This window comes from Janthinobacterium sp. OK676, from assembly GCF_900103595.1.
GTDB lineage: Bacteria > Pseudomonadota > Gammaproteobacteria > Burkholderiales > Burkholderiaceae_D > Janthinobacterium.
In genome coordinates this window covers 678,300-696,709 of the sequence record NZ_FNHA01000001.1, presented here as the reverse complement: position 1 = coordinate 696,709, position 18,410 = coordinate 678,300, and the positions used below count along the sequence as shown (strand labels likewise).

Sequence of the window (18,410 nt, the reverse complement as noted above, 5' to 3'; positions counted from 1 at the left end):
ATGAGCCTGTAGATGAGCCTGATTAACAAGATGTTGCAAGACCTCGATGCGCGCGGCACCCCTGATGGTCGCGGCGACGCGGCCGGCATCCGCTCCGTGCCCGAACGCGAGCGGGGCCTGCCGCGTGTGCTCGTCTTCGGCGGCGCGGCCGGCCTGACGGCGGCGGCCATCGCCCTGGGCTGGGTGTACTGGAAGCGCCCGGCCGTGCCGCCCGTGCTGGTCAATGTGGCCAGTATTCCGGTCCCGGCCCCGGTCCCGGTCCCGGCGCCTGCGGTGGTTGCGCCCGCGCCGGCGGCCGCGCCTGCCGCGCCCGTCGTTGTTGCGGAACCTGAACCCGTGTTCCGGGCCGAGGACGCCGCCCCGGCGCCCGCCAGAGCGCGGCCCGCCGAATTGCGCCGCATCACGGAAAAAGCCGCCAAGCCTGCCGCTGCGCCCGTCGTCAAGACGCCAGTATCCGCCGCCAGTGAGCGTATCGTCGACGGCAAGCAAGTCACCGCCCAGCAGCGCGTGGAGAACGAATACCGGCGCGCGCTGGCCCAGTTGCAGGATGGCCGCGTTTCCGACGCCATGCTGGCCTTGCAGCAGACCTTGCAGCTGGACCCGCGCCACCAGGGCGCGCGCGAAACCCTGGTGCGCCTGCTGCTCGAAGTCCAGCGCCCGGACGAGGCGGCCCGTCAATTGCAGCTGAGCCTGGCATTGGACCCGAAACAGCCGGCGCAAGCGATGATGCTGGCCCGCTTGCAGCTGGACAAGGCCAACGGCGGCGCGGCCGCCCTCGAGACTCTCATGCGCAGCCTGCCGTACGCCATCGACAACGGCGAATACCAGGCTTTCCTGGCCGGCGTGCTGCAACGCGAGCAGCGCTACCGCGAAGCGTCCGAACATTACCAGCTGGCCTTGCAGACGGCGCCCGACAACAGCGTCTGGTGGATGGGGCTTGGTATCGCCTTGCAAGCGGACAACCACCCGGCCCAGGCGCGTCAGGCGTTCGAGCGGGCCAAGGGCTTGCAAACCCTGTCGCCGCAATTGCAGGCGTTTGTCGAGCGCAAGCTGGTGCAGCTGACGGCGGCTGCGGCGAAGTAACTTTGATCTCAATGGAAGAAACCAGCTTGAAACCTTTCAGTTTGCTCATCGTCCTTTGCTGCCTGGCCAGCGGCGCAGTTGCCGCGCCCGCCAGCTACGTTCTGGAAAATACGGAAGTGCGCGACATCCGTGCGCAAGCCTTGAAACGCGACTATCAGCTATATGTCGCCTTGCCCGATTCCTATCGGCAGGGAAATAAACGCTATCCGGTGCTGTTCGTCGTGGACGCCAATTATGCGTTTCCCGTCGTGCGCAATATCGCGCAGCGCCTGAACAAGCATGCGGGGATGGAAGAAGTCGTGGTGGTCGGCCTGTCGTACGCCAACGGCGATGGCGGGGTGTACAGCCGCCGTCGCGACTACACGCCCACCACGCCGCGCAAGCACGATTACCGTTCGGACATGCCGGGGCGGCAGCCCGCGTTCGGCGAAGCGAAGGCCTACGGCCAGTTCATCTCGGGCGTTGTGTTCCCCTTCATCGCCAGTAACTATCGCGTCGACATGCAGCGCAAGGTGTTCATCGGCCATTCCTACGGCAGCCTGCTGGGCCTGCAATTTCTGCTGACGGAACCGCGCACCTTCGAGCACTACATCCTCGGCAGCCCGTCGCTGTGGTACGACGCCGGCGTCATGTTCGACCGCGAGCAGGCGTATGCGGCCAGCCACAAGGACTTGCCCGCGTCCGTGTTCTTCGGCATTGGCGGCCTGGAAAAGCTGGCGGCCGGCAAGAAGCGTTCGCGTTCGGAGGAAGACGCCGACATGGTGGCCGACCTGCGCGAGTTCGACGGCAAGCTGAAATCGCACAAGTACCCGGGCCTGAAGACGCGTTTGCGCGTGTTCGAGGATGAAGACCATGCGAGCGTGTTTCCTTTTGTGCTGACGCATGGCTTGCGGACGTATTTGACGTCTTCAAAATGACGGTTCCGGTGCCGGCCGTGTGCATTCGCAGCCATGCAGGGGGCGAGGGTATAATTTTCCCGGTTGACGTTCTTAAACCAAACGACGATATCCCCATGAAAACTTCTGATGCTGCCGGAAAAGCGACTTCGCCACTCGCCATATTGGCGATTTCATTTCTAGCGATAAGCGCTGTATTTGCCGATGTCCATGCTGAAAATATTGCATATGCAGACAAGCCGGATGACTACGCCGCTCAAATTGACAGCTTGCTCAAGGAAACAAGTCCACGAAGTTTCAACGGGGTGATTCTCATCACGCAACATGGGAAAACGATATATTCAAAAGCCCATGGTTATGCGGATTTTGAAAATAAAGTGCCGTTGAAACTGGACGATAACTTCCGCATCATGTCGAATAGCAAGCAGATCACGGCAGCGCTGATTTTAAGGGAAGTTGAAAAAGGCAGGATAGACTTGCATGGTCCCGTTAGAAGATACCTGCCTGATTTGCCGCGGGCCTGGGCCGACACGGTGACCGTGCATCAGCTGCTCAACTTTTCGGCAGGAATCACTGACATTGACGCGCCGCTGAGTTTCAAGCCGGGCATGGGCTTTTTGTACGGCGTGACAACGTATGCCATGCTGGGGCATATTCTTGAAAAAGTAAGCGGCAAAAAGTATATCGAAGCGGCAAATGACTTGTTCAAAGAGCTGGCAATGGACAATAGTTTTTGCTATGAGGAAGGCAAGAAGAATAACGTTATCAATGGCTATGTCAATTCGAAAAATGTATTCGAATTGAAAACGCATCCGGTTCAGGGGGCAGGCTGGGTTGACTTCATTCCTGCTGGAGGCATTGTTTCAAATGCAAGGGACTTGACTATCTGGGATGAAAAACTTCATAAAGGACAAATTTTAAAGCCGGAAACCTACAAGTTGATGACGAATTACGATATATCCAGCCAGCACGTCGCTTTCGGTGCGGAAAAAATTGGCTATGGATATGGTGTCTATGTGAACGACAGGACACCGGTCAACTACATCGGCCACTCCGGAAAAGGGCTGGGGTTTGCATCAATCAAAATGTATTTTCCTGAAAAAGATGTCGACGTTGTTGTCCTGGAAAATCAGTTTAGCGAAGACAGTGCCCTTCATTACTATTATGAAATAAAAATAAGAGAAATAGTAATGAGCAGCAATCTTGTAAAATAGTCAGGTCTCTCTGCCATAAGCATTGCCGAAGGTTGCGGCTGCGGGCATGTTTTCGAGGCTGGCAGATGCCGGAAATACCTGTTCTCCCCTGGGGGCAATTGCAGGAGGAGGCATCTTGGTGGAGGACGCCTGGCTTTGCATGCCGCGATCGCCAGCATGGCCAGTCAAGCCGGCGAAACGGCGTTTCAATCCCCCGGTCCAGCAGTTTGTCTCAATGGCATGTGACGGAAAATGGCAAGCGGATAGCATGCGGTGGCTTACTCATGATCGGCTGCCCGCAAGCGAGTGTTCGATGCTGACGGTAGCGCCGTCATCAACGGATGTTTCTCAATGACCTTGACCAGGATGAAATACGCATGAAATTATCCCTTTCACCTATTCTTTCCACCTGCCTGCTTGGCAGCTTGGGCGTTATCGGTAGTGCGAGCGCGGCGCCCGCCGACGCCGAACTGCTGGCCCTGGTGCAGCGCCATGCGCAGGCCCAGAGCAGCTTCGATCAAGCCGCCTTGAAAGCCACCACAGCCGAGAATTATGTGGAAATATCGCCGGTCGGCGAGGTGGACGGGCGTGAAAAAATGCTGTCCTTCTATGCGCCGGAGCAGAAGCGGCCGAGCCCTCAAGTCCAGGTCGATGAGCCGGTAGTGCGTCTTTTTGGCGATACGGCGCTCATCTCGGCACGGCTGTCCTATCGTGTCAATCAAGCGGAGGTTGTACGCACCTTCGCCCTGCGCGCCGGCTATGTCGCCCGGCTTGTCGACAAGCAATGGCTGCTCGTCAGCGCACAGTACACGGGTATCCGCCCGCCGAAACCGTGACGTGACAGCTTGCGGCTCCGGCCTCCGGGCCTTGCCCAGCGAGGCTAGAGCCGCGCCTCATCGCCCCACACATGCCGCATGCTGAAGCGCATGCCCGCGTCATCTTCGTGCAGCGACGAGACGATGGCGAACTGGCTGTCTGTCGTGTCGCGCGGCGTCATTTGCGATAGCTGGGCGGCGGCCAGCGGCGCGCCCAGCGGGTCGCTGAGCGGATGCACGTGGCCGGCGCCCCGTTGCGTCACCACCCCCAGTTCGCCGCTGCGCAGGCGCACCAACGTTCCGGGCGGATATTTGCCCAGCAGGCTGACGAATTGCTCGCCCAGCTGCGGGTCGATGGCCACGCCCTGGTCGAGGAAGATGTGCTGCAGCGCCTGGTCGGGCACGATGGAGCGCCGGTAGTTGCGCGCCGAGACGCGGGCGCAATAGCGGTCGGCCAGGCCGATCAGTTTGGCGTTTTGCAAGATTTCATCGGCCGTGCGCCCCTGCGGGTAGCCGCTGCCGTCGTCGTTTTCATGGTGCAGCAGTACACAGCTCAGCCATTCCTCGTCGTCGACACCGGCGCAGCGCAACAATTCCGTGCTTTCCTGCGGATGCAGGCGCACGATGCGCATTTCCTCGTCGTTCAGGGGGCCGCGCCGGTCCTGGAAACTGTCGTGGTGGCGCAGCATGCCCACGTTCATCGTCAGCGCGGCGGCGCCGATCAACAGCAATTCGTCGTGGGACTTGTGCATGCTGCGGCCCACCAGCATGGCCAGCAAGGCCGTTTCGATGCAGTGGCGCACGGCGTAGCTGCCGGCGATCTGGTTGAGCAGGATGCTGGCCAGCGCGATGTCGGCATCGTGCTCGAGCGCGCGCAGCAGTTCGCGGGCGATGTTGCGCACGTCGCGCTCGGCATTGTTTTCGCTGCGCAAGGCCAGCAACAGGCGCTCCAGGCGCTGCGCCGCCTCGTTGAGCAGGCGCAGGACGGACGGCTGGTCCGGCGCGCCCACGTACAGGCCCAGCTGCAGCAAACGGCCCAGCTGCGCGCCGTCCGTGATGATCTGCCCCTTGCGCAGTTGCGGGCCGGCACTATGGTCCGCGAGAAACAGATCCCAGGGCAGGGGTTCGCCGGGAACCAGGTCGGCAGGGCCGATGCGACGCTGTACCATGCTTGTCATCCTTTGCCCCGCCGCAGCGGAGCAGTGCGGTATTAAATGCTGCGCAGGCGCTCGAGCGCCAGGCGCAAGGTCTCGTCCTTCTTGGCAAAGCAGAAGCGCACGATGCCCGACTCCTTACCCTGCGCATAAAACGCGGACACGGGAATGGCGGCCACCTTGATTTGCGTCGTCAGCCATTCGGCGAATTGCGCCTCGGTCTCTTGCGAAATGGCATCGTAGCGCACGCACTGGAAATACGTGCCGTCGGCCGGCAACAAGGTAAAACGGCTGCCCGCCAGGCCGTCGCGGAACACATCGCGCTTGCGCTGGTAAAACGCGGGCAAGTCCAGATAGGGCTGCGGGTCCGCCATGTAGCCGGCCAGGCCGTGCTGCATCGGCGTGTTGACACTAAACACGTTGTACTGGTGCACCTTGCGAAACTCCGCCGTCAGGGGGGGCGGGGCCGCTACATAGCCTATCTTCCAGCCCGTCACGTGATACGTCTTGCCGAAGCTGGAGACGATGAAGCTGCGCGCCGCCAGTTCCGGGTTGCGGCTCAATGAGGCGTGCGGCACGCCGTCGTACACCATGTGTTCGTACACTTCGTCGGACAGGATCAAAATTTGCGTGCCGCGCACGATGTCGGCCAGCGCCGCCACATCGGCGGGGCGCAGGATGGTGCCCGTCGGGTTGTGCGGCGTGTTGATGATGATCAAACGCGTCTTGCTGCTGACGGCAGCGGCCAGCTTGTCCCACGGCACGCTGTAACCGTGTTCACCGACTTCCATGGCCACCAGCACGGGCACGCCGCCGGCCAGCGCGATGGCGGGCAGGTAGCTGTCGTAGGCCGGCTCGATGACGATGACTTCGTCGCCCGGATGCACGCAGCACAGGATGGCGGTGGTGAGCGCCTGCGTGGCGCCGGCCGTGACCGTGATTTCCGTGTTTGCATCATAGCTGTGGCCGTACAGGCTGGCGATCTTCGCGGCAATCGCCTCGCGCAGGGGCGCGGCGCCCGTCATCATCGGATACTGGTTGTGGCCGGCGCGCATGGCGTCGCCGACCAGGTCGACCAGGGCCGGGTCGCAATCGAAATCGGGAAAGCCCTGGCCCAGGTTGACGGCGCCATGCTGGGCCGCCAGGCTGGACATGCGGGTAAACACGGTGGTGCCGACAGCAGGCAAGCGGGTGGTCAGGGCGGGAGTCGTGTAGGGCAGGGACGGGCTGTTCATGAACGGTAGGGGCGCGGTGCGGAAAGTGGAATCGTGCCCCATTCTAGCGCAGCGCGCCCCGTCGCGTGCGGGGCTTTGGCGGCTTCAGGCTGGCAAGGCCCAGCCTTCCGGCACCATGATCCTGAACATGCCGGCCTTGGCCGTCTTGCGGGCCAGTTTCAGCAGGGCCTTGTCCTTGGTGATGAGGATGTCGGCGTTCGCGTCGCGCGCCAGCTCGAGGAACTTCTGGTCATCCTTGTCCGTGCAGACGGGCAGGCGCACGCCGGAAACAGGCGGCGCCACGACGGTGATGTGCGCGTCGAAGCGGGCGGCGGCAACGGCCCGACTGGCTTCATCAAGGGGCAGATGCTTGTAGTGCAGCACGACCAGGTATTCCTCGCGGCAATCCGCACGCGTGATGGCGTGCACGGCGCCACTTTCCATGGCCGCCAGCAGGCCCGCCCAGCGCGGGTCGTTGAAGACGAAGAGGTCGAGGCAAACGTTGGTGTCGAGGACGAGTTTTTGTGGAGCAGGTATCATGTCGGCAATTCTATTCTGTAGTGATAATTTATGTTGATCGTGCTTTCGCCCGCCAAGAGTCTCGACCTGGAGACGCCGCCAACAACCTCGTTGCACAGCACCCCCGATTTTCTCGACCATTCCGCCCAGCTCATCGCCCGCATGCGCCAGTTTTCCCCTGCCGAAGTGGGCAGCCTGATGGGTATTTCCGACGCCTTGTCGGCCCTCAACGTGGCCCGCTACGCATCCTGGACCCCGCAGCTTGACGACGCGCGCCAGGCCATCATGGCCTTCAATGGCGACGTGTATGCCGGTTTCGAGGCGCGCAGCCTGCAGCCTGCCCAGCTCGACTATGCCCAGTCGCGCGTGCGCATCCTGTCGGGCCTGTACGGCTTGCTGCGCCCGCTGGACCTGATCCACCCGCATCGCCTGGAAATGGGCACGCGGCTGTCGACCGCGCGCGGCAAGGATTTGTATGCGTTCTGGGGCGACACCATCACCAACGGCCTGAACCGTACGGCCAAGGAGCAGGGCGCGAAAGTGCTGGTCAACCTGGCGTCCGAAGAATATTTCAAATCCGTCAAGCCGCGCCAGCTGGACGTACCCGTCATCGCGCCCGTGTTCGAGGACTGGAAGAATGGAAAATATAAAATCATCTCGTTCTACGCCAAGCGCGCGCGCGGCATGCTGGCCCGCTATGCGGCCGTCAACCAGATCCGCGATCCGCAGCAGCTGAAGCAGTTCGACGTCGACGGCTACGCGTATGTGCCGGAGGCATCGAACGATACTAACTGGGTGTTTCGGCGCAAGGTCGGAGAGTAACCCTAAAGCAAATGCTGGGGTCGTACCCTCAGGGTACGACCCCGGATTTTGCCGTTGGGCTAAGAAAAAACCGGGCTAGCCCGGTTTTTTATTGCAGCTTACTGCCAGAATTTCCACCACTTGCGTTCCTTGTTCACCCCTTCCGGGCTGAGGAATGCCGTGTTCGGATAGTTCTTGGTCAGCACGCGCAAGGCATCGTCGCGCAAGTCGGTCAAGCCCAGCTTGTCATACGAGCGGTACATGATGAACAGCGCTTCTTCGATGGCCGGCGAGGCGGAAAAGTCGCTGATCGTCGTTTGCGCGCGGTTGGCGGCGGCCAGGTAGGCGCCGCGGCGGTAGTAATAGCGCGCCACGTGCACTTCGTATTTCGCCATCGCATCGATCAGATAGTTCATGCGGGCCAGCGAATCGGGCGCGTATTTACTGTTCGGGAACTTGTCGACCAGTTGCTTGAAGGCGGCAAACGCTTCGCGCGTGGCTTTCGGATCGCGCTCGGTCGGATCTTGCTCGTACAGGAAGTTCAGGAAGCTGATCTGGTCGTTAAAGCTGATCAGGCCACGCAAGTAGTACATATAGTCGACATTGGCGTGGTTCGGATGCAACTTGATGAAGCGTTCGACGGCAGCCAGTGCCTGTGCCTGGTCTCCCGACTTATAATACGCGTAAGCGATCTCCATCTGCGCTTGCAGAGCATAGTTGCCGAAAGGATAGTTAGCCTCCAGCTTCTGGAACAGGCCGATTGCAGCTTCATAGTGCTGCCCGGCCATTTCTTCACGCGCCTCCGAGTATAATTTCGTAACGGACCAGTTTTTGGTCTCATCCACTTTTTCAGGCAACAAGCTGCAAGCGGACATGCCGAGCAGAACGACTGAAGCGACTACCAACGATAATTTTTTTTGCATGACGTTTTGCAAGAAGGTTTTAACCAAGATTTTACAATAGGCTGATTATAGCCGATGGGAATGCTGTGATATTAACTCCGAAGCCTAATTTGGCTGACCCCGCGTTTGACTCCCTTTCTGACCATGCCGCTGAAGAGGCGTTTGACGGCGATTTTGCCGCCGACGACGTCTTCGAGGAAATGGCCCCGATTACATTGGAACTGACGCCGGACGCCTGCGGCCACCGCCTCGATAAAGTCATCTCCAAGCTGGTGCCGCAATACTCGCGCAGCCGCTTGCAATTGTGGCTGGAAGCCGGTTTCGTGACCGTCGATGGAAAAGTTGCCAAACGCAACATGACCGCCTATGGCGACGAAAAGATCGTCATTCTGCCGCAAAGCGCGCCGGAAGACGAGGCTTTTAAGCCGGAAGCGATGGAATTGAACATCGTGCACGAAGATGAGCATATCATCGTCATCAACAAACCGGCCGGACTGGTCGTGCATCCGGGCCCCGGCAACTGGTCGGGCACCTTGCTCAACGGCTTGCTGCACCACTGCCCGCAGCTGGCTGGCGTGCCGCGCGCCGGCATCGTGCACCGCCTGGACAAGGATACGAGCGGCCTGATGGTCGTCGGCAAGACACTCGCTTCGCAAACGGACCTCGTGCGCCAGTTGCAGGCGCGCACCGTCAAGCGCGAGTATTTCGCGCTCGTGTGGGGCACGCCAAAAATGGCGGGCACCATCGACGCATCGATCGCGCGCCACCCGCGCGACCGGGTCAAGATGGCCGTCTCGGAAAACTTTACGGCCAAGCCCGCCATCACGCACTATGAATTGATCGGCAGCGGCGAACTCGACCGCCGTCCCGTGAGCCTGATGCAATGCCGTCTGGAAACAGGCCGCACGCACCAGATCCGCGTGCACATGCAGCATCTGGGCTTTGCTCTGGTCGGCGATTACGTGTACGGCAAGCAGCACCTGGTATCCGTATTCTCGCGTCAGGCGCTGCAGGCGCGTCGCCTGGGTCTCGTGCATCCGGGCACCCTGGAAGCGTGCGAATGGATCGTGCCGCTGGCCGATGATTTCGCGCAACTGATCGCCACGGCCGGCATTCCCGAGCCGGAACAGGTCTGATGACGTCGCCGTTGCCTTGCATTGTTCCCCATTGGCCAGGCTTGCCCGCGAACGTGGGTGCGCTGGCGACCGTGCGCGCGGGCGGTGTCAGTGAAGGTCCGTACGGTGACGGGCAGGGCGGCGGTGGCTTGAACCTGGGCACGCACGTGGGCGACAACCCTGTGCACGTGGCCGCCAACCGGGCGCGGCTGGCGGCCATCTTGCCTGCCGAGCCGGCCTGGCTGTCGCAGGTGCATGGTGTGACAGTTGCCGATGCTGCCAGCTTGCACGGCTGCGTGCCGGACGCCGATGCCAGCATCGCCGCCTTGCCTGGCGCCGTGTGCGTGGTGATGACGGCCGATTGCCTGCCAGTGCTGTTCTGTTCGACCGATGGCCTCGTCGTCGGCGCGGCCCATGCGGGCTGGCGCGGCCTGGCCAATGGCGTCTTGCAGCGCACGGTGGCAGCCATGCGGGCGCAGGGCGCGACGGACATTCTCGCCTGGCTGGGGCCGGCTATTGGTCCACAGCAATTCGAAGTGGGGCAGGACGTGTTGCAAGCGTTCCGCGACGGCGCGCGCGACGACGCCGAGCGGCAAGTGTTGAGCGCGGCCTTCGCCGCCATCGCTGGCAAGCCGGGCAAGTACCTGGCCGATATCTACGCGCTGGCACGCACCCTGCTGTTGCGCGATGGCGTGGCGCAAGTGGCGGGAGGGGAATATTGCACCGTCAGCGACGCGGCGCAGTTTTACTCGTACCGGCGCGATGGCGTCACGGGAAGACAGGCCAGCTTGATCTGGCGCAAATAATCCGCACGGCAGACACTTATGTGTCTGCCGTTTTTGTTTTATCGTCTGCTGAGGCTTGGGCGCCCGCTCTCAGTTCCGCGATGCGCGCCGCCTTGCGTTTGCGTCGCCGCGAGCCCGTCAGATAGAATAGGATGGACAGGGGGATGACGCAGTACAGCACAAAGGTCATCACCCCGGCGACGATGGACGGTTCCGTCAGCGCCATGAGGCCGACGACATAGATCCAGGCAACAGCGGTCATGAGCATCATTGGTATTGCCAGTCAGTAAAAGTTTGCATGCAGGTGGCCCGGAAGTAATTGTTTATTAATTCTTGAATGGATTTTATAGCTATGAATATGCCCGATCCTCAAATGATGACCAAAGAATGGATGGCGCAGATCAGCAATCCTGAGCAGTGGAAGACGTGGTTCAACATGGTACCGCAGCCCCAGGGCAATCCGATTGCCGGCATTTTGCAGGATGCGGGCGCCAGCATCAAGCCGGAAGCGATCGAGCAACTGAAAAATGCCTACGTGGCCAAGCTGACGGGCTTGTGGGCCGACTTCATGGCCGGCAAGGCCCCGGAGCTGAAGGACCGCCGCTTCGCCGCGCCCGCCTGGCACGCCAGCCCTTTGTCTGCCTTCAATGCGGCCGCCTACCTGCTCAATGCGGAGTTTCTCAGCGCCATGGCCGACGCCGTGGAAGCGACGCCGCACCAGAAGCAAAAGATTGCGTTTGCCGTGCAGCAAATCGTCGACGCCATGTCGCCCGCCAATTTTCTTGCCACCAATCCCGACGCCCAGCAAACCCTGATCGAGACCAAGGGCGAAAGCCTGGCCAAGGGCCTCAGCAATATGCTGGCCGACATGCAGAAGGGCCGCATCTCGCAATCCGACGAATCGGCCTTCGAAGTGGGCCGCAACGTGGCCACCACGCCGGGCACGGTGGTGTTTGAAAATGCCTTGTTCCAGCTGATCCAGTACACACCGACGACTGCCACGGTACACCAGCGTCCCCTGCTGATGGTGCCGCCATGCATCAATAAGTTCTATATCCTTGACTTGCAGCCGGAAAATTCGCTCGTGCGCTATGCGGTGGAGCAGGGCAATACCGTGTTCCTCATGTCCTGGCGCAATCCGGACATGAGCATGCAGCACCTGACGTGGGACGATTACGTCGAGCAAGGCGTGATCGAAGCCATCAAGGTCACGCAGGATATTTCCGGTCAGGACAAGCTCAATATGTTCGGCTTTTGCGTGGGCGGCACCATCGTCTCGACGGCGCTGGCCGTGCTCAAGGCGCGCGGCGAGAATCCCGCCGCCAGCCTGACCCTGCTGACCACTTTCCTCGATTTCTGCGACACGGGCGCGCTCGACGTCTTTATCGACGAGCCGCAGGTGGCGCTGCGCGAGCAGACCCTGGCCAAGGGCGGCCTGATGACGGGCCGCGACCTGGGCAGCACTTTCTCGAGCCTGCGGCCGAACGATCTCGTGTGGAATTATGTGCAGTCGAATTACCTGAAGGGCAAGGAGCCGCCCGCGTTCGACTTGCTGTACTGGAATGGCGACGGCACGGGCTTGCCGGGCCCCATGTTCTGCTGGTATCTGCGCAACACTTACCTGGAAAACAGCCTGAAAGTGCCGGGCAAGCTGACGGTGGCGGGCGAAAAGGTCGACCTGAGCAGCATCGACGCGCCCGCTTTCATCTACGGTTCGCGCGAAGACCATATCGTGCCCTGGGGCGCGGCTTACGCCAGCACGGCCTTGCTGAACCCGAAAAAACCGAAAGCCAACCGTTTCATCCTCGGTGCGTCGGGCCATATCGCCGGCGTGATCAATCCTGCCTCGAAGAAAAAGCGCAGTTACTGGAGCAACGACCAGCCCCGCACGGCGAAAGCCAAGCCCTTGAGCGCCGAGCAATGGATGGAAGGCGCGACCGAACATGTGGGCAGCTGGTGGCCCGAATGGGCAGCGTTCCTGGCCGAACACGGCGGCGCCCAGGTGAAGGCGCCAGGCAAGCCGGGCAACAAGCGCCACGCGGCTATCGAGGCGGCACCGGGGCGGTATGTTAAAGTCAGGGCGGATTAATTTACAAAGCGTTTTTGCTGACGAGGCCGGCGTAATCTCCGGTCTGGTCAGGAATCTACTTTTAGTTGCGTTGCAATAAATAAGGGAATCTACTACCCTGATGTGCAATGGAGTTGTTTTCCCCTCTATAATGCAAAAAGTAGGCAGGTGCGAAAGCGGACCCTGGTTCGCTTTTTTTTCGAATCAACTCAGTATGCGCTGCGGCGCAATAAGTGGAACTTGTGATGAGTAGTGCAAAAAAAAGTATAGACCGCCTGATTAAAAAATATCCCAACCGCCGTCTGTACGACACGCAAACCAGTTCCTACATCACCTTGACGGACGTCAAGCAGCTGGTGTTGGACAATGAAGTGTTTACCGTCGTCGATGCCAAATCCAATGAAGATTTGACGCGCAGCATTTTGCTGCAAATCATTTTGGAAGAGGAAGCGAACGGCGCGCCCATGTTCTCGAGCAGCGTGTTGTCGCAGATCATCCGCTACTATGGCCACGCCATGCAGGGCATGATGGGATCCTACCTGGAAAAGAACGTGCAAGCGTTCACCGATATCCAGCACAAATTCACGGGCACGTCGGCCGGCAGCTTCGAAGGCAAGCCATTCAGCCCGGAAATGTGGACCCAGTTCATGAATGTCCAGGGTCCGATGATGCAAGGCATGATGAACAACTACATCGACCAGAGCAAGAGCCTGTTCGTGCAGATGCAGGAACAGATGCAGAACCAGAGCAAGAATCTGTTCGGCACCTTCCCGTTTGTGCCGCCGGTTCCGCCGACGGACAAAAAGTAAGCCGCAGCCCATGCGGTCCACGCAACGGCACGGGAACTCCTGTGCCGTTGTGCTTTGCGGGTGCCATGCCGGCTGCTGTCGATGGCGAGTGCGGAAGCGCCTATCGTTTCAGCTGTTGCAGCGTGGAGAGCAGATCCTGGTTTGAATGCTCGAGCTTCCATTTCCTGGCATTGTCCATGGAGCTGTAAATGCTGACGTTACCCTTGAAATCTTCCTGAATGCTGAGAGCCAGGCCGGAGGGGAAAATCAATGGGGCGTGGCGCAGTGTGTATGGCGCATACGGTCCCCAGGTTTTACCTTCGTCGCTACTGACCAGCAGTGCGCCCTCGTTATACATGCCGGCCTCCATCAGCAATCTGCCGTCATTGAGGGGTGCCACGGGCGACATCAGGACTTTGAATGGCGACACGACAGGTGTCCAGTTCTGGCCACGATCCCGTGAAACATAGGCGTCCGGAAACCGTCCTCCCAGACCAGCCGCTACCAGAACGCTTTGCGTGCCATTGGCTTGATGGATAAACTCTGTCAAGCTTTTCTTGTGCGGGCTAAAGCGCTCGGTCAACTTGCCCGTGCTGTAATCGAATTCGCCGATCACGCCGCTTTCCAGCGCATAGCCGATGTGGCCCGCGTCTTGCCATGTCCATAACAAGCCCGGGCCATGCAGCCACGAGCCGGGCAAGGTGGAACGGTGCACGGAGCGCCAGTCGCCAGCGTCCAGTTGATTCGCATGGAAAATGTTCAATGCGTCTCCCTTGCGATGCATCACGTACCAGCCATCCTTGGGGTTGCCACCGATGCGCAGCAGGTTGCCGGGCGGCAGGTTGCCTGTGTCGACAGGAAACAGCTCGTCACTGTCACGCGCCTTGCGCAGCAGGGAGCCGGATTCGCCTACCGCGATCAACTCGGCATTCGGCAGGTCTACGGGGAACACGCAAGACAGCGACTCCACCGATGGGGCATTGATGATCTTCCATTGGCCTTGCGTCGAGCGCATCAGGACGGCGCCCATGCGGCTGGCGGCAGCCACCCGACCATCGGGCATTTCGGTGGCGCACTCGGCCCCGGCCGGGTGGGCGCGGGCAAATTGCTCGACATTGTCCTGCGCGTGGTGCGGGGTGCTCCAGCCCAGGCTGGCAGCGGCGCCGAATAGCTTGCTGTAGTCGGGGGCAAAGCGCTGGATCAATTCCGCATTGGATACCACGTGCGCGCTGCGACCGTATTGCACGCCGAAATCGCCGCGTGTCACAATCAGCCGACCCAGATCCGCCGATTTTCCCGTTCCGATTTTGAAGCTTCCTACGATGGTCGAGTACACATGCAAGAGCTTGTTGGCCCGGGTGTCGATCAGTTCGACAAACTCATATTCGCCAGGGGGCAGGGCGCCAATAAACAGGGAGGTATCCCCTGCCATCGCGCTCTCGACCTTTGTCATCACCAGGTTTGCGGAGACCAGCTTGAAATCACTGCGCTGCTCGCCCGCCACCACCTGGCGTAACTTGATCGTATTGAATCCGTAAATATCTTTGGTGTTCGACGTGATGCTGACCACCACCGGGGTCTCTCCCGATTGTGCGCTCATTTTCAGTGGGTCAACGACCGACGTGTTGACGACGCAGCCGCTCAGCAGCAATACAGACATGCCGCAAGCCGCGACAGCCAGGCGTCGCGCTTTCAGATTGGAAAAGGAAAAAGACATGGAATTGATTTAGTTTTTTAAAAAACAATTATATGTCAGGCCATTAATTTCCCTAAGGCATTATTTTTAATTTCTTGATACCGATGATGCATGGTGGGAGCTTGTTCGGCCACTGCCTCGATGGCAGCGGCCGGAACAAAACGGCAGTTGCAGCGTTGCAGATGCGCCAGCAAAAGAAGCCGGCCCTGACAGCATGGGGCGGCTCGGGGTACAATAGCCGATTCGCCTCACCATTTTATTAGCTGCCAACCATGTCTGAAATTCACCGTATTCCCGTTCCTTCCGCCCAGCCCGAGGCCATGCTGGCCATGCCAGGTGCGGCGCCGAAAGTGGGCTTTGTCTCGCTCGGCTGCCCGAAAGCGCTGGTCGACTCCGAACAAATCCTGACCCAACTGCGCGCCGAAGGCTACGAAACGGCGAAATCCTACGCTGGCGCCGATCTGGTGATCGTCAATACCTGCGGTTTTATCGATGCCGCCGTACAAGAGTCGCTCGACGCCATCGGCGAAGCGCTGGCTGAAAATGGCAAAGTGATCGTCACCGGCTGTCTGGGCGCCAAGAAAGATGCTGCCGGCGACGACATCATCATGAAGGTACACCCGAAAGTGCTGTCCGTCACGGGCCCGCACGCTTTGGCCGAAGTGATGGATTCCGTCCACTTGCACCTGCCGAAGCCGCATGCGCCGTTCCTCGACCTGGTGCCGCCGCAAGGCGTCAAGCTGACGCCGAAGCACTATGCCTACCTGAAAATTTCCGAAGGCTGCAACCACCGCTGCAGCTTCTGCATCATCCCGTCCATGCGCGGCGACCTCGTTTCGCGCCCGATCGGCGAACTGATGATGGAAGCGGAAAACCTGTTCAAGTCCGGCGTCAAGGAATTGCTGGTCATTTCGCAAGATACTTCGGCATATGGCGTGGACGTGAAATTCCGCTCCGGCTTCTGGAATGGCCGTCCCGTGAAAACCCACATGACGCAGCTGACGGAAGCGCTGGGCGAGCTGGCCAAGTCCTACGGCGCCTGGGTGCGCTTGCACTATGTGTATCCGTACCCGCACGTGGACCAGATCATCCCGATGATGAGCGGCGGCCACATCCTGCCGTACCTCGACATTCCGATGCAGCATGCGCATCCTGACGTCCTGAAGCGCATGAAGCGCCCGGCCAGCGGCGAGAAAAACCTCGACCGCATCCAGGCCTGGCGCGCCATCAACCCGGACCTGACCATCCGCTCGACCTTCATCGCCGGTTTCCCAGGCGAAACGGAAGCGGAATTCGAGTACCTGCTTGATTTCCTCAAGGAAGCGCAGATCGACCGCCTGGGCTGCTTCGCGTACTCTCCTGTGGAAGGCGCGACCGCGAACGAAATCGCCAACCCCGTGCCGGAAGAGCTGCGCGAAGAGCGCCGCGGCCGCGTCATGCTGCTGCAGGAAGAGATTTCTCGCAAGCGCCTGCAAGCGAAGGTCGGCAAGACCGTGCGCGTGCTGATCGATGAAGTCACCCGCTCCGGCGGCGTGGGCCGCTCGTCCGCCGATGCGCCGGAAATCGACGGCGTCGTGTATGTGAAACCGCCGTTCGAGCCGCACCGCAAGCTGGTCGTTGGCCAGTTTGTTGACGTGACCATCACCTCAGCGGACGCGCACGACCTGTGGGGCGCCGCAGAATAAAAATTTTATGCAGGTGTAACACTCTGTCATACGTACGGCAGGCAAGGGCATAAGCCCTTACAATCAAGGCGGACCAGCACAGACTGGCCCGCCTTTTTATTTTTGCCGACGACGCCATGACCACACCCAAATCCCTCCAGACGGCGCTGATCCACAGCGATTACCAGGCGCCGCAAGGCTTTGCCGCGTTTCCCAACGCCATCCATCACGCCTCGACCGTGCTGTTCAAGGACGTCGCGGCCATGCGCTCGGGCGACTGGAAAGACAAGAACGCCTACACCTACGGCTTGCACGGCACGCCCACCACGTTCACCCTGGAAGCGCGGCTGGCCGAGATCGAAGGGGGCAAGCATTGCCTGCTGGCGCCGTCGGGGCTGGCGGCCATCGCCATGGCGGACTTTGCCCTGTTGAAAACGGGCGACGACGTTTTATTGCCGGAAAATATATACAACCCGAACCGCGAACTGGGACGCTGGCTGGCGCAGGATTTCGGCATCACGGCCCGCTATTACGATCCGCTCATCGGTGCCGGCATTGCCGCCCTGATCCAGGAAAATACCAAACTCATCTGGACGGAAGCACCGGGTTCCGTGACGATGGAAGTGCCGGACTTGCCCGCCATCTGCGCGGCCGCCCGTGCGCGCGGCGTGCTGGTGGCTTTGGACAACACCTGGTCGGCCGGCCTGGCCCTGCGCGGCTTCGACCTGGGCGTGGACATCATCATGCAGGCGCTGACGAAATACCAGTCGGGCGGCTCGGACGTGCTGATGGGCGCGCTCATTACGCGCGAGCGGGCGCTGCACGAGCGCCTGGCGCAGGCGCACATGCGTCTGGGCATGGGCGTGGGGGCGGACGACGCCTATCTGGTGCTGCGCGGCTTGCCGACCATGAAGCTGCGCTTCGACGCCCATGACGCGGGCGCGCGCACGGTGGCCGCCTGGCTCAAGGGCCGCAGCGAGATCGCCACGGTGCTGCATCCGGCATTCGAGGATTGCCCGGGCCACGCCATCTGGCAGCGCGACTTTACGGGCGCGGGCGGCCTGTTTTCCGTGCTGTTCGATGCCCGCTACACGGAGGCGCAGACGGACCGTTTCGTCGATGCCTTGCAGTTGTTCAAGATTGGCTACAGCTGGGGCGGCGCGAACAGCCTGGTGATGCCGTACCGCATCGCCGCCATGCGCAAGGGCTGGCAACTGCCGGGCCAGCTGGTGCGCCTGAACGTGGGGCTGGAAGATCCGCAGGACTTGATCGCCGATATCGAACGGGCGTTCGCGGCGATGTAGCCCTGTGTGGGCAAGCACGATGGCTTGCCCACAAGCATTTACATGGGGACGGGGCTGTTGTTGTTCAGGTCGATGAAGCCGCGCAGCAGGCGGTAGGCTTTCCACAGCCAGGCCACGCCCCACACGATGAGCGCCAGCGGAATGCCGATCAGCGTGACCCACAAGATGGCGCCGACGACGATCCAGACCACGTACCACCAGAAGGAGCGGATCATCCAGCTGTGATGGCTGTGCACGAAGGTCCCGGCCGCCTCGTCCCGCTTCACATAATTGATGATGAGCGGAATGAAGGAAAACGCGCCCAGCGAAAACACGAAGCTGGCGCCATGTATCAGGTACAACCACCAGGCCAGTTTCTTGGTCTGCTGAAGTTGGGTATCCAAAATAATATCTTGTGACATGCGGGCTCCTGC

Annotated in this window: 18 protein-coding genes; 11 read left to right on the top strand and 7 right to left on the bottom strand. The window is 60.6% G+C overall.

From position 1 onward, the window contains the following. Positions 1–12: 12 nt before the first annotated feature. The 4 genes from BLU39_RS03180 to BLU39_RS03165 all read left to right on the top strand — a co-directional run bounded on the left by BLU39_RS03180 (position 13) and on the right by BLU39_RS03165 (position 4,008). Positions 13–1,083 carry a tetratricopeptide repeat protein gene (locus BLU39_RS03180; protein ID WP_254788870.1) on the top strand — a complete coding sequence of 357 codons (1,071 nt, stop codon included), beginning with the start codon at positions 13–15 and terminating at the stop codon, positions 1,081–1,083. Positions 1,084–1,109: 26 nt separating this feature from the next. Continuing rightward, the gene (locus tag BLU39_RS03175) at positions 1,110–2,000 is read left to right on the top strand and encodes an alpha/beta hydrolase (protein WP_254788869.1); all 891 of its coding nucleotides are present in this window, start codon (positions 1,110–1,112) and stop codon (positions 1,998–2,000) included. Between the two features lie 95 nt (positions 2,001–2,095). Continuing rightward, on the top strand, positions 2,096–3,193 hold the full coding sequence (locus BLU39_RS03170) for a serine hydrolase domain-containing protein (RefSeq protein WP_092709921.1): 1,098 nt from the start codon (positions 2,096–2,098) through the stop codon (positions 3,191–3,193). A gap of 356 nt (positions 3,194–3,549) precedes the next feature. Then, entirely contained in the window at positions 3,550–4,008 is a 459-nt protein-coding gene (locus BLU39_RS03165; protein WP_175539193.1) for a nuclear transport factor 2 family protein, read from the top strand. 44 nt (positions 4,009–4,052) lie between these two features. Here the strand turns inward: BLU39_RS03165 and BLU39_RS03160 are convergent, their stop codons facing one another. From BLU39_RS03160 to BLU39_RS03150, 3 genes are all read right to left on the bottom strand, one after another. Further along, on the bottom strand, positions 4,053–5,156 hold the full coding sequence (locus BLU39_RS03160) for an HD-GYP domain-containing protein (RefSeq protein ID WP_092709538.1): 1,104 nt from the start codon (positions 5,154–5,156) through the stop codon (positions 4,053–4,055). 41 nt (positions 5,157–5,197) lie between these two features. After that, positions 5,198–6,376 carry a pyridoxal phosphate-dependent aminotransferase gene (locus tag BLU39_RS03155; RefSeq protein WP_092709535.1) on the bottom strand — a complete coding sequence of 393 codons (1,179 nt, stop codon included), beginning with the start codon at positions 6,374–6,376 and terminating at the stop codon, positions 5,198–5,200. Between the two features lie 84 nt (positions 6,377–6,460). Beyond that, positions 6,461–6,895 (bottom strand): putative toxin-antitoxin system toxin component, PIN family, encoded by a 435-nt coding sequence (locus BLU39_RS03150; RefSeq protein WP_092709532.1) that lies wholly within the window; start codon positions 6,893–6,895, stop codon positions 6,461–6,463. A gap of 30 nt (positions 6,896–6,925) precedes the next feature. On the opposite strand from BLU39_RS03150, the gene yaaA reads away from it, so the two are divergent. After that, positions 6,926–7,696, top strand: a complete 771-nt coding sequence (gene yaaA / locus BLU39_RS03145; RefSeq protein ID WP_092709529.1) for a peroxide stress protein YaaA — start codon at positions 6,926–6,928, stop codon at positions 7,694–7,696. 98 nt (positions 7,697–7,794) lie between these two features. Here yaaA and BLU39_RS03140 read toward each other — a convergent pair whose 3' ends face one another. Continuing rightward, positions 7,795–8,598: an outer membrane protein assembly factor BamD gene (locus tag BLU39_RS03140; RefSeq protein WP_086140734.1), complete on the bottom strand. Its 804-nt coding sequence runs from the start codon at positions 8,596–8,598 to the stop codon at positions 7,795–7,797. A gap of 89 nt (positions 8,599–8,687) precedes the next feature. On the opposite strand from BLU39_RS03140, the gene BLU39_RS03135 reads away from it, so the two are divergent. Both BLU39_RS03135 and pgeF read left to right on the top strand, forming a co-directional pair. Next, positions 8,688–9,713, top strand: a complete 1,026-nt coding sequence (locus tag BLU39_RS03135; protein WP_046683027.1) for an RluA family pseudouridine synthase — start codon at positions 8,688–8,690, stop codon at positions 9,711–9,713. Then, positions 9,713–10,498: a peptidoglycan editing factor PgeF gene (pgeF, locus tag BLU39_RS03130; protein ID WP_092709526.1), complete on the top strand. Its 786-nt coding sequence runs from the start codon at positions 9,713–9,715 to the stop codon at positions 10,496–10,498. The genes BLU39_RS03135 and pgeF overlap by 1 nt, the downstream gene beginning before the upstream one ends. Positions 10,499–10,514: 16 nt before the next feature. Here pgeF and BLU39_RS03125 read toward each other — a convergent pair whose 3' ends face one another. Beyond that, positions 10,515–10,748 (bottom strand): hypothetical protein, encoded by a 234-nt coding sequence (locus BLU39_RS03125; protein ID WP_314607287.1) that lies wholly within the window; start codon positions 10,746–10,748, stop codon positions 10,515–10,517. Positions 10,749–10,850: 102 nt separating this feature from the next. Here BLU39_RS03125 and phaC point away from each other — a divergent pair, with 102 nt between their 5' ends. Then, positions 10,851–12,566 (top strand): class I poly(R)-hydroxyalkanoic acid synthase, encoded by a 1,716-nt coding sequence (gene phaC / locus BLU39_RS03120; protein ID WP_092709523.1) that lies wholly within the window; start codon positions 10,851–10,853, stop codon positions 12,564–12,566. Between the two features lie 224 nt (positions 12,567–12,790). Beyond that, entirely contained in the window at positions 12,791–13,354 is a 564-nt protein-coding gene (gene phaR / locus BLU39_RS03115) for a polyhydroxyalkanoate synthesis repressor PhaR (RefSeq protein ID WP_092709520.1), read from the top strand. A 100-nt stretch (positions 13,355–13,454) separates the two neighbouring features. Here phaR and BLU39_RS03110 read toward each other — a convergent pair whose 3' ends face one another. Then, entirely contained in the window at positions 13,455–15,050 is a 1,596-nt protein-coding gene (locus BLU39_RS03110; protein ID WP_139178137.1) for a hypothetical protein, read from the bottom strand. Between the two features lie 308 nt (positions 15,051–15,358). Between BLU39_RS03110 and rimO the strand changes: the two genes are divergently transcribed. After that, positions 15,359–16,714: a 30S ribosomal protein S12 methylthiotransferase RimO gene (gene rimO, locus BLU39_RS03105; protein WP_175539203.1), complete on the top strand. Its 1,356-nt coding sequence runs from the start codon at positions 15,359–15,361 to the stop codon at positions 16,712–16,714. Between the two features lie 116 nt (positions 16,715–16,830). Then, the gene (locus BLU39_RS03100) at positions 16,831–17,997 is read left to right on the top strand and encodes a cystathionine beta-lyase (RefSeq protein WP_092709511.1); all 1,167 of its coding nucleotides are present in this window, start codon (positions 16,831–16,833) and stop codon (positions 17,995–17,997) included. 38 nt (positions 17,998–18,035) lie between these two features. Here the strand turns inward: BLU39_RS03100 and BLU39_RS03095 are convergent, their stop codons facing one another. Next, entirely contained in the window at positions 18,036–18,398 is a 363-nt protein-coding gene (locus BLU39_RS03095; protein ID WP_046683021.1) for a DUF4870 family protein, read from the bottom strand. Between the last annotated feature and the right edge of the window lie 12 nt (positions 18,399–18,410).